The organism is Solibacillus sp. GQ1, assembly GCF_059758555.1.
On the sequence record NZ_JCAXEX010000001.1, the window covers coordinates 789,680 to 801,562 of the forward strand.

Sequence of the window (11,883 nt, forward strand, 5' to 3'; positions counted from 1 at the left end):
AAGGGGATGGGGAACATCGAGCAGTCATCTGAAACGTTATTAACGCAAGCTTATATGCGTGAACTAATCGCAAAGTCACAACAAGGCGATCAAGTTGCGAGAAAAACGATGATTGAAGGAAATACTAGACTTGTTTGGTCTATCGTTCAACGCTTTGCGTCAAGAGGTGTTGAACTGGAAGATTTGTTTCAAATTGGCTGTATTGGCTTAATGAAATCGGTTGATAAATTCGACTTGTCCTATGAAGTGAAATTTTCCACATATGCAGTGCCGATGATAATTGGGGAGATTCAACGTTTTTTAAGAGATGACGGCATGGTAAAGGTAAGTCGTTCTATCAGGGAATTGAATTACAAAATTCGTCATGCGACTGATGACTATTTAAAAACGAATGAAAAACCTCCATCTGTTGCAGAATTGGCTGAAATATTGCAAGTTTCACAAGAAGATATTTTATTGGCAACTGATGCAATGCGTGATCCGGCAAGTTTGCATGATCAGCTCTTTGAAAATGATGGAGATTCCATTACATTAATGGATCAGATGCGTGACGATAAGTCTGAGCTTGCATTTGATTATGTGCCATTGAAAGACATGTTGAAGAGACTAGGGAAACGGGAACAATCGATTATTTATTTCCGCTATTATCTGGATTTAACCCAAACGGAAATTGCCGATCGTCTCGGTATCTCACAAGTACAAGTATCACGATTGGAAAAGAAAATACTAGCCCAGTTGAAATCATGGATGGATCAGTCTACATTAAGCAGATAAGTTAAGTGACCCGCAATTACTCCATGGTGCATTAGACTAAATATGAATAAGCGGTGAAAAAATGACAAATCAGCTTTTTACATCAATGAAAATTGCAGAAGGATTTTTTAATTCACAATTTGAACCAGATAAAAATTTTGATTTATGTATTAAAGAAATTATGATCAAAAATTTGCCGACATTAACGGTATATGTGAGCGGGCTCGTAAATGGAGACAGTTTGACAGAAATTCTTTCGGAATTACAGCGTGACAATGAGGAAGAAGAAATTCTGGATGAACAGGACTATTTTCACGCCCACTTCAATTATTATGGGGTAGATTTAGCAAAATCGATTGATGACTTTATGCTCGGCGTATTAAGTGGCCGGGTAGGCTTTGTAACGAAGAGCGGTTATTGTTATTTGGCGGAATTCCGGAATTATCCGGGTCGGAATCCGGAAGAGCCGGATAATGAAAAGGTTATTCGTGGTTCGCGCGATGGTTTTGCCGAAAATATTATTTTGAACACGGCGTTAGTTCGTCGACGAATTCGAAGTGAAAAGCTGCGATTTCAAATGCACCATGTAACGACCTATAGTCAAACAGATGTCGTTCTTTCCTATATGAGTGATTTAGTCAATGATAAGCATCTTAACTGGCTTGTTGAACGACTTCAGCAAATTAGGCATGATGGGTTAACGATGAGTGACAAATCGCTGGAGGAATGGCTGTTTAAACAGAAATATCACCCGTTGCCTTTTGTGCGTTATACGGAGCGGCCTGACATTGTAGCTGCCCATATTTTAGAGGGGCATATTGCGATAATGGTCGATACATCGCCTTCTGTAATGCTTATTCCTGTCACCATGTTCCATTTGCTGCAGCATGCGGAAGAATATCGCCAGGCGCCGTTAGTCGGTACGATGATGCGGTTTCTTCGTTTTGGAGCGGTTATTTTAAGTTTTCTTTTACTTCCTTTTTGGTATTTACTCGTTACACATCCAGAGTTACTCCCCGATAAGTTAGCATTTATCGGGATAAATGAAAGTGGTGAAATTCCTATATTCCTGCAAATATTAATTGCGGATATCGGAATTGAATATTTGCGAATTGCTGCGATTCATACACCGACACCGTTATCGACTGCAATGGGTTTAATCGCCGGTATTATCATCGGACAAATTGCGATTGACGTTGGACTATTTTCAAGTGAAATTGTTTTATATACCGCGATTACCGCAATTTTTACATTTGCTATTCCGAACTACGAATTGAGTATTTCAGTGAAAGTTTTCCGTTTGATGTTGTTAAGTGCGACGGCGTTATTTGGTATCAATGGATTCTTTATTGGCGGATTCCTGATTTTTACGTACTTATGCTCATTAAAGCCGATGAATGTTCCGTATTTATGGCCTCTTGTTCCGTTTTTCCCAAAGGCGTTCGCACGTGTCATTATTCGGACACCTATGTCGGAGGATGCTCCAAGACCATTTATAGTGAACGCAAAAAAGCGAAAACGTGTATAAACATGAATTGCATCACTTTGACACCTATGTTAAAGTTCTCATATAATATTTTGTGATTTTTGAGAATATTAGCGAGGATTAGCTAAAGTCAGGGGAGAATACGATGCATTTATATGGAACACAGCAAATTAATGAACTCGGCCATTTAACAATTGGCGGAGTAGATACAATTGAATTGGCAAAACAATACGGGACACCGTTATTCGTTTATGATACAGCGTTAATTCGTAAACGTTCACGCGGCTTTATCGATACATTTGAACAATTAGGTGTAAAAGCGCAGGTTGCTTATGCATCTAAAGCATTTGCCTGTGTTGCGGCATATCAGTTAGCTGCGCAGGAAAACCTGTCGCTGGATGTTGTATCAGGAGGAGAACTTTATACAGCGATTAAAGCTGGATTCCCGGCAGATCGCATCCATTTCCATGGCAATAATAAATCGGTTGCCGAACTTGAATTGGCCTTTGAAACGGGGATCGGTTGTATTGTAGTCGATAACTTTTACGAGATTTCGTTAATTAAAGAAATTGCACAGCAGAAAAATCAGCAAATGAAAATTTTATTACGTGTAACACCAGGTGTTGAAGCACATACTCATGATTTTATTACAACAGGTCAAGCAGATTCTAAATTTGGCTTTGACTTAAATAATGGACAAGCTGATGAGGCATTTAAGCAAGTAGTAAACGATGAACATATCGAACTATTAGGTTTACATTGCCACATCGGCTCTCAAATTTTTGAAACAGAAGGCTTTAGTTTGGCAGCAGGTAAAGTAATGCAAAAAATGGGTGCATGGAAGGAACAGCACGGTTTTATTGCACAGGTACTGAATCTTGGCGGTGGCTTCGGAATCCGTTATACAGAAGAGGACAAGCCTTTAGAACCTCATGAATATGTTGCGGACATGATTCGAACAGTGCAGGATGAAAGTAAAAAACTTAATTTGGCAATGCCGGAAATTTGGATAGAGCCAGGCCGCTCTTTAGTTGGAGATGCTGGTACATCACTGTACACAATCGGTTCTCAGAAAACAGTACCAAATGTGCGTGAATATATTGCTGTTGATGGCGGGATGAGCGATAATATCCGTCCAGCACTTTACGATGCAAAATATGAAGCGATAATTGCCAATAAAGCAAATGATCCAAAAACAAGTACATACACTGTTGCAGGTAAGCTATGTGAGTCAGGAGATAAGTTAATTATTGATGCGTCATTACAAAATGCACATACCGGTGATATTTTAGCGATGTTCTGTACAGGGGCATACGGTTATTCGATGGCATCAAACTATAACCGTGTTCCAAGACCGGCAGTTGTGTTCGTTGAAAATGGAGAGCACCAATTAGCGATTAAACGTGAAAGCTATGAAGATTTAGTGACAAATGATTTGCCGTTAACATTTACAAAGGGTGAATAGCCGTTGAAATTATCAAAACAAGCTAAATGGGGTTTCGGTCTATTAATTGGAATTGTGATTTGGTCGCTCTTGTTTATTTACATTATTAGTCCGCTAATTTACAAATTTTCAAACTGAACGTTGGAAAATTGTGTTATTGCATTTCGGTCGATCTTTTGATAGGATGTGCAATGGTAGAATTGAGGGAATGTAAAATGTTAGTTCGATATAAAAAAGCACTTGAAAAAATTGCAATGGGATTAATTTCGTTAATGCCACAGGAAAAAGATATTAAACGCTTAATGGAAACCATTCAACATTATGATCAAAATGAAAATTGGACACTTTTCTTATGGAAAAATGGCGAAGAATATGTAGGGGCTATTGGGATTGCAGAAGAAAAAGATGCTGCAATCGTCCAACATATTACAGTCATCCCATCGTATCGGGGTGAAGGTGTCGCATTAAAGATGTTACATGAACTGCGGAATATGGGGTATGAGCATATTCAAGCGAATGAAGATACAAGTGCATTTGTCCAGAAATGTATACCTATATTAAAAGAAGTCGACTAATTTACTGTCGACTTCTTTTTTTTAATTCTCTAGCTTCAAGTATTTCAGTCCGGTCCCGAAGCATATGTTTATTGAAAATAAAGTGTGAATCCATTAGAGGAATCGACTTTATTCTTTCCTGTACCAATTCTTGCAGCTGTCGATCTGTAATAGGCAGTGTAAAGTGTGCGAATGGTTCATTTTCCTGCATTTTTCGAAGTTGGTTTTTCATTAGACGAAGCAGTTGTCTTACATCGATAAACTCGAAAAATTGACTATTATGATTCAGCTCAAAGTTAACAATGGCTTTCTCCATTATGCGTGCAGCGCCAGTAACATTTGCCCGCCGGAAGTGGTACATACCTGTCGCAAGCTGGACATAGCCTACTAACGGATGGAGTTTTTCTTTTGGTGCAATTTCTTTCCAATATTCTTCTAAAACTTCATGGCATTCAAAATAGTCATTATTGCCATTAAAATAGGCGCAATAATCGATAAATAGTGGATGAAACAAAGGATGCATTGTTGTCCCCTTTCCTCTATACTAATTAGATAGGTTCTGCTATATTTTGTTGAATTTTGACGAATAAAGTAACTAGCAAAACGTAAAATTAATCATAGCGAATTAGATGCTAATGATAATTTCCGATTAACGATAGGTGGTATTTTATGTCTTACGAAGTGAAACTAGACGCCTTTAGCGGGCCACTAGATTTATTATTGCATTTAATTCATCGTTTGGAAATTGATATATATGATATTCCAATGGCGGAATTAACGGAACAGTATATTGATCACATCCATGCGATGCAAACATTGGAACTGAATGAAGCAAGCGAGTATTTAGTAATGGCCGCAACATTATTGGCGATTAAAAGCCGTATGCTCATTCCGATTAATGAAAATGAAATCGATGCAGAGGAGCTCGAAATAGATGAGGTCGATCCACGGGAAGAGCTTGTTGCACGTTTAATCGAATATAAAAAGTATAAAGAAGCAGCTGTTCAACTTCAGGAATTGGAAACAGAACGCGGGCAAGTGTTCACGAAAGCGCCGGCAGATTTGTCGGAATTTATGCCGGAAGAACAATTAGCGCTTTTTGATCAAAATGTAAATGTTTACGATATGTTAAGTGCGTTCCAAAAACTGATGCGTCGTAAACAGTTGAAAAAACCATTGTCAACGCGTATCGCAAGACAGGAAATTTCAGTGAAGGAACAAATGCGTTCCGTTGTGAACATTTTAAAAAATGCAGGCGGAAGAGTGATGTTCTCGCAATTGTTTGAAGCAGAGGATAAGCCAATGCTTGTATTGACGTTTTTAACATTACTGGAATTAATGAAGCGCCAAGTGATTTTTGTCGAACAGCAAAATAACTTCGATGATTTATCTGTATTACTGACAAAAGAGGAGATCAATGATGAATTCGAACAACTTACTGAGCCGAATTGAGGCACTATTATTCGTAGCTGGTGATGAAGGTATGACCGTTAAACAACTTGCACAATATATAGAAGTAGAACCAATGGATATTGAAGCGGGATTAAGCGAGCTCCTGTCTCATTACAATGAGGAGGAAATGCGGGGAATTACATTAAAACAGCTTGCCGGTACATATCAGTTAACAACAAAACCGGAAGTGACGGACACATTGAAAAAATTAATTGAAAACCCGACAAATCAAGTATTAACCGCAGCTTCATTAGAGGTTCTGGCAATTATAGCGTATAAGCAGCCGATCACGCGCGCGGAAGTGGAAGATCTGCGAGGGGTGAAAAGCGAACGCCCGATTACGACACTCGTTTCTAGGGCGCTCGTACAGGAAGTTGGCAGGGCGGAAGGAACAGGACGGGCAATCTTATATGGTACGACAAAAGAGTTCCTAAATTATTTTGGCTTAAAAAATATTAAAGAATTGCCGCCTTTACCGGAAGAAGTCGATCAGGAAGATGATCAGCCGACTGATTTATTTTTAACGAAGTTCCAGGAAACATTTAACCAAAACTAAAGGAGTGGCCTGTTGAAAAAGTGGTTTGTTTCTATTGTTGTATTGTTCGTATTTTTGAGTAGTTCGTCACAAATTCAGGCGGCGTATAATAGCTATGTTGTTATCGATGCGGAAAATGGACGGACATTAATGGGTGTGAATGAACATGCACGCCTGCCGATTGCCAGCCTGACAAAAATCTGGACGGCCCTGGTTGTTTTAGAAAATAGTGAGCTTACCGATGAAGTTGTCATTTCGAAGGAAGCCTCGCTTGTTGAAGGCTCATCAATTTATTTATTGGAAAACGAGACGTATACGATTGATTACTTGCTTCATGGTTTAATGATGCAATCAGGAAATGATGCCGCTACTGCGCTGGCGGAACATATTGGAGGATCTGTAGAGGGCTTTGTTCAGCTTATGAACGAGAAGGCAGAGCTTTATCAATTGAATGAAACAACTTTTACAAATCCTACAGGGCTACACAATGAAGCCCATTTATCCTCTGCCTACGATACGGCAAAGATGCTGCAAATTGCGATGATGAATCCACAGTTCAGAAAAATTGCATCTACTCAAAATTTTTCGGATGGCAGGCAGTGGAGAAATAAACACCGGCTTATGCATGAGAAGATAGGAGCCGTTGCAGGGAAAACAGGCTATACAAAAGTGGCTGGAAGAACATTGGCAACTTATTTTGAACGGGAACAAAAATCATTTGTTGTCGTTACTATTAACGAAGGAAATGATTGGAATATCCACCGGAACTTGGCGGATTTTGTCGACAATAATTTTGAACATAAAACGATTGTGAAAAAAGGGAAATATAATGCGAACGGGTTGGCAATCGAGTTAGATGAACCGTTCCAAATGCTGCTTCATAAGAAAGAACGACCGAATTTTGAGCATATTGTTAAAGTTTCACGGCTGAAAGGGTCGGATCGAGGGGTTTGGCTTTTATACGCAGATGAATCGCTCGTATCATCAAAACTCGTTAAAGTAAAATAATCCAAAAAGTGAAATACTTTAACTTCAGGATTGAAGTTAAGCCCCCGGAGATGTCATGGATTCGAAAAAGAGTTCTTAAAATCAAGTCAGCTTAAAAGCATCGCATCATGCGACAACGGCTGACTGACCCACATCCTGTGGGCCTCAAAGCCGAATCCAGACGCAATTACGCCAGAGCGTAATTGATTAAGTTCTAAAAGTATGACATAATTTTTATTCGTTAAGGATTTATTTTCGCTCGTATTTGTGGATTACAGCAATAGTATTTAATAATTAACAGAGCAGTAAATGAAAAGTGCAGGGACGAATGCTGAAGAAGTATGCGTCTTTGCAGTTTATCAATCAATGAGGTGAACTTATGGAAAGATTACAAAAAGTGATTGCCTATGCAGGCGTTGCATCACGACGTAAAGCAGAGCAATTAATCGTAGAAGGTAAAGTAAAAGTAAATGGAGTCGTAGTTAAAGAGCTTGGTACAAAAGTATCCAACTCGGACACGATTGAAGTTGAAGGCGTAAAACTGGAAAAAGAAGATAAAGTTTATTTCCTGCTATATAAACCACGTGCCTATATTTCAGCAGTAACTGATGATAAAGGTCGAAAAACAGTAACTGATATTTTTAAAAAGCATGTTCACCAACGTATTTTCCCGGTAGGTCGTTTAGATTATGATACGACTGGATTATTGCTTTTAACGAATGACGGTGAGTTTTCAAACTTAATGACACATCCGAAATTCAAAATCGATAAAACATATATTGCACGTGTTAAAGGGATTCCAACAAAACAAGGTTTAATGAAACTACAAAACGGAATTAAGCTGGAAGACGGAAAAACGGCTCCTGCAAAAGTTAGTATGACAAGCTTTGATGAGAACGCTGGTAAAGCGATTTGTGAGATTACCATTCATGAAGGGCGAAATCGTCAAGTCCGTCGTATGTTTGAAGCAATCGGTACACCTGTCGTGAAATTAAAACGTGAGCGCTTTGCATTTTTAGATTTAACTGGACTTAGCCCAGGCGAATACCGTCAGCTGACAAAACATGAAGTAAAACTACTACGTGTATTAGCTGAAACAGGAAAAATTGAGTATAACAATTAATAGTTTAAGAAATTCATAAATCATTCTGAAAGAAAAGAATTTAAATTTTGTAATAATTTGCTATAATAGGCAACAGTAGTTGCTGAAGTGGAAGGGGGTTTTTTATTTTGGAAAAAAAGAAACAACGTTCTGTGACTCGCGGTATCATTTTAACCATTTTAGCAATCGCAATCGGATATACAGTTTACGCTGCCGTAACGAAAGATAAAATTAATATTGTACAAGCCGGGGCACAGGCGCCTGATTTTGAAGTAGTAGATTTGCATGGTGAAAAGCATAGATTGAAAGACTACGAGGGAAAGGGTGTCGTACTGAATTTCTGGGGTACATGGTGTGAGCCGTGTGAACGCGAATTCCCTGCAATGACTCGTCAATATGCGGAATTTAAGGGCCAGGATGTTCAAATTATTGCCGTTAACTTCGCACAGTCTGAATTCGAAGTAAAAAAATATGTGGCGAATATGGGGATGACGTTCCCGGTTGCGATCGATAAAACGAAAAGTGTTTTCACTGCCTATAATATTGGACCCCTGCCTACATCAATTTTCATTAAACCCGACGGTACAATAGACCGTATTATTACTGGAGAAATGACCGAAGGAGAAATTGTGCAATATATGGGGTCAATAAAGCCGGAATAGGAGTTTTTACGCAATGAATAAACTACTTTGTGAATGCGGGCATGAAAATCCTGAAGGTACAACACTCTGCCAAAAATGCGGTTCTCCATTATCCGCAGAGGAAAAAAGCAAAAAAATTGCAGATATGCGGTACGAAGGGACAGCCATTCGTTCAAAAACTTATAACAAGTCAGTTATTGATAAGGTTTGGAATTTTTTCTCAAGTGTAAAAGTCGGAATTACGCTCATTATTATCAATTTAATAGCAGCATCAATTGGTACAATACTGCCTCAGGAGTTTTACATAAGCGTAGCAACAGACCCGGAGAAGGAAAAGTACTATTCAGATGTTTATGGATGGTTCGGTGAAATATACTACGCGTTAGGTTTATCGGATCTTTATTCATCCCTATGGTTCCAATTACTTGTATTAATGTTAGGTGTGTCCATTATTATTGCAAGTATTGATAGAGGAATTCCATTACATAAATCTTTAAAAAATCAACGAGTCAAACGACATACAAACTTTATGAAGCGTCAGCGAATTATCGGTGAAGGGAAACCAAGTGAAACGCCTGAACAAACGCTCCAGCTCGTTGAACAATCTTTAAAAAATTTAAAATACAATGTGCGTCGTGAAAATGATTCCATTTTAGCGGAACGCGGGCGTTTTTCCCGCTATGGTGCTTACGTAAACCATGTTGGATTAATTGTCTTTCTGATTGGGGTCATGCTCCATCTAGTACCGGGCATGTACGTGGATGAATCGATGTGGCTTCGTGAAGGCGAGACACGTGCAGTACCGGGTATGGACGGGTACTTTCTGAAGAATGACAAATTTATTCTTGAAACTTACGACAATGTTCCCCAGGGCGAGCAGATCAAACAAGGGGTCAATGTAGTTGCGAAAAACTTCCAGACAGACGTGACATTGTATAAACAGAAAGAAAACAGTGTGCCGGGACAGGCGGAAAACCTGGAAGAAGTAACGAAATACGGAATTCAGGTAAACCATCCGCTGAAGCATGAGGGCTATGCATTTTATCAGATGGATTTCCGTTTAAATGAGATTAAAACAATGGTGTTTGATTTAACGAATAAGGAATCGGAAGAATCGCTTGGTCAAATTAGCATTGATTTAACGAACCCGCAGGAAGTGTATACGCTCGAAAATGGCGCACAAGTCGAATTAATGGGTTTTTATCCGGACTTTTCAGGTTTTAAAGAAGGTGTACCGCAAACTGTGTCCCAAACACCGAATAATCCGGCATTTATTTTTAAAATGATTACTCCTGAAACACCTGAAGGAGAAACAAGCTTTGTTGCGATTCAGCAAACACTTGAGCCTGAAGGTGACAATATTTATAAAATGAAGTTTTCGAATGTGGAAACACGCCATATGTCTGGTTTAACGATCCGTTATGATCGGACAATCCCTATTCTAATCGTAGGGGGTATTATCTTTATGATTGGTGTTGCAATCGGTTCCTATTGGAATCATCGCCGTATATGGATTGAACAGTTGGCGGATGGAACAATACGTCTGGCGGCACATACGAATAAAAACTGGTTTAGTATGAAAAAAGATTTAGATGCATTAACGAAGCATGCTCATTTACCGCAATACGTAGATCAACAGGAAATAGAAAACAATGAACATGTTGAAACAGAAAAGGATGGTAAAACCTTATGAGTTTAATCGATTTAAGCGGTTATTTACTGTATGCTGCATTCATTTCTTACTTAGTTGGTACATTTTTATTTGCAGGCGCAATTAAAGTGAAAAATGACACAGCAGCAACACGGGCGGATAAATACGGTAAAATTGCCCTTGTTGTTACAATTATCGGTTTTGTTGCACAGTTAGGTTATTTCATTACGCGTTGGGCGTATACAGGACATGCACCGGTTAGTAATATGTTTGAATTTACTACAGCATTCGGTATGTTCATAGTACTATCGTTTATCGTCATTTACATTACGTATAAAGTTGCGGCATTAGGTGTTGTTGCTTTACCAATTGCATTATTGATAATTGCCTTTGCCTCTATGTTCCCGACAGAGGTAAGTCCTTTAGTACCTTCACTGCAAAGTCATTGGCTGACGATACATGTTACGACTGCAGCACTAGGGCAATCGATTTTTGGGATTAGTGCGGTAGCCGGACTTATTTACTTGCTCAGAAATGTGAATATGGACGAGCGCTCAAAAGAAAGCTTTTGGCTGGAAACAGTCATGTTCTGCTGTGTACTAGTCGTAGGATTTGTTGCAGCAACGGTTACATTCAACGCCATGGGTTATGAAGCAAAGTATGAATACGTTGATACATTGGATCAAGTCAATACATCTACGTATTTGATGCCGGCTGTTTTCGGTATGAATGAATATGTGGAACTGTCTGAAGACCGTATGACACCATTATTTGAGTTGCCTGCATTGATTGATGCACGAAAGCTAACAACTGTTTTCTGGTCTGTTCTATTCGGTACAATCATTTATATATTGATTCGACTGATCTTTAGAAGAAAGATAGCGAAAATGTTCCAGCCATTAGTAAAACGGGTGAACTCGACGCTGATGGACGAAATCGCCTACCGTTCAATCTTGATTGCTTTTCCGATTTTCACATTAGGCGCGCTTATTTTTGCGATGATTTGGGCACAGGAAGCATGGGGCCGATTTTGGGGCTGGGATCCAAAAGAAGTATGGGCACTTATTACATGGCTGTTTTATGCAGCATTTTTACACCTTCGCCTCTCAAAAGGTTGGGAAGGAAGAAAGAGTGCATGGCTTACGGTAATCGGTTTCCTTATTATTTTATTCAATTTAGTCGTAGTTAATCTAGTTATCGCTGGATTGCACTCTTATGCATAATGTGACAACAATTTGCTTTTTACACTATTTTTAAAGCAATTTTGATAGTTTCCAA

12 protein-coding genes are annotated in these 11,883 nt (G+C 39.0%); 11 read left to right on the plus strand and 1 reads right to left on the minus strand.

Annotation, left to right across the window (positions count from 1 at the left end; translation table 11 throughout):
* Positions 1-6: 6 nt before the first annotated feature.
* The 4 genes from AC6CH1_RS03710 to AC6CH1_RS03725 all read left to right on the plus strand — a co-directional run bounded on the left by AC6CH1_RS03710 (position 7) and on the right by AC6CH1_RS03725 (position 4,258).
* The gene (locus tag AC6CH1_RS03710; RefSeq protein WP_079525741.1) at positions 7-774 is read left to right on the plus strand and encodes a SigF/SigG family RNA polymerase sporulation sigma factor; all 768 of its coding nucleotides are present in this window, start codon (positions 7-9) and stop codon (positions 772-774) included.
* Between the two features lie 61 nt (positions 775-835).
* Positions 836-2,281, plus strand: coding sequence for a spore germination protein (locus tag AC6CH1_RS03715; RefSeq protein ID WP_251688983.1), 1,446 nt, complete (start codon positions 836-838; stop codon positions 2,279-2,281).
* Between the two features lie 103 nt (positions 2,282-2,384).
* Positions 2,385-3,704: a diaminopimelate decarboxylase gene (lysA, locus tag AC6CH1_RS03720; protein ID WP_251688981.1), complete on the plus strand. Its 1,320-nt coding sequence runs from the start codon at positions 2,385-2,387 to the stop codon at positions 3,702-3,704.
* 194 nt (positions 3,705-3,898) lie between these two features.
* The gene (locus tag AC6CH1_RS03725) at positions 3,899-4,258 is read left to right on the plus strand and encodes a GNAT family N-acetyltransferase (protein ID WP_251688979.1); all 360 of its coding nucleotides are present in this window, start codon (positions 3,899-3,901) and stop codon (positions 4,256-4,258) included.
* A 1-nt stretch (position 4,259) separates the two neighbouring features.
* Here the strand turns inward: AC6CH1_RS03725 and AC6CH1_RS03730 are convergent, their stop codons facing one another.
* Positions 4,260-4,760, minus strand: a complete 501-nt coding sequence (locus AC6CH1_RS03730) for a DUF309 domain-containing protein (protein ID WP_498316347.1) — start codon at positions 4,758-4,760, stop codon at positions 4,260-4,262.
* Between the two features lie 146 nt (positions 4,761-4,906).
* Here AC6CH1_RS03730 and AC6CH1_RS03735 point away from each other — a divergent pair, with 146 nt between their 5' ends.
* The 7 genes from AC6CH1_RS03735 to ccsB all read left to right on the plus strand — a co-directional run bounded on the left by AC6CH1_RS03735 (position 4,907) and on the right by ccsB (position 11,828).
* Positions 4,907-5,689: a segregation/condensation protein A gene (locus AC6CH1_RS03735; RefSeq protein ID WP_251688975.1), complete on the plus strand. Its 783-nt coding sequence runs from the start codon at positions 4,907-4,909 to the stop codon at positions 5,687-5,689.
* On the plus strand, positions 5,655-6,245 hold the full coding sequence (gene scpB / locus AC6CH1_RS03740) for an SMC-Scp complex subunit ScpB (protein ID WP_498316348.1): 591 nt from the start codon (positions 5,655-5,657) through the stop codon (positions 6,243-6,245). The genes AC6CH1_RS03735 and scpB overlap by 35 nt, the downstream gene beginning before the upstream one ends.
* A gap of 12 nt (positions 6,246-6,257) precedes the next feature.
* Positions 6,258-7,232: a D-alanyl-D-alanine carboxypeptidase family protein gene (locus AC6CH1_RS03745; RefSeq protein ID WP_498316349.1), complete on the plus strand. Its 975-nt coding sequence runs from the start codon at positions 6,258-6,260 to the stop codon at positions 7,230-7,232.
* 358 nt (positions 7,233-7,590) lie between these two features.
* Positions 7,591-8,334, plus strand: a complete 744-nt coding sequence (locus AC6CH1_RS03750) for a pseudouridine synthase (protein WP_251688969.1) — start codon at positions 7,591-7,593, stop codon at positions 8,332-8,334.
* A gap of 107 nt (positions 8,335-8,441) precedes the next feature.
* On the plus strand, positions 8,442-8,975 hold the full coding sequence (resA, locus tag AC6CH1_RS03755) for a thiol-disulfide oxidoreductase ResA (protein WP_251688967.1): 534 nt from the start codon (positions 8,442-8,444) through the stop codon (positions 8,973-8,975).
* 13 nt (positions 8,976-8,988) lie between these two features.
* Positions 8,989-10,647, plus strand: coding sequence for a cytochrome c biogenesis ResB family protein (locus AC6CH1_RS03760; RefSeq protein WP_498316350.1), 1,659 nt, complete (start codon positions 8,989-8,991; stop codon positions 10,645-10,647).
* The gene (gene ccsB / locus AC6CH1_RS03765; RefSeq protein ID WP_251688963.1) at positions 10,644-11,828 is read left to right on the plus strand and encodes a c-type cytochrome biogenesis protein CcsB; all 1,185 of its coding nucleotides are present in this window, start codon (positions 10,644-10,646) and stop codon (positions 11,826-11,828) included. Before AC6CH1_RS03760 ends, ccsB begins: the two co-directional genes overlap by 4 nt.
* Positions 11,829-11,883 lie beyond the last annotated feature (55 nt).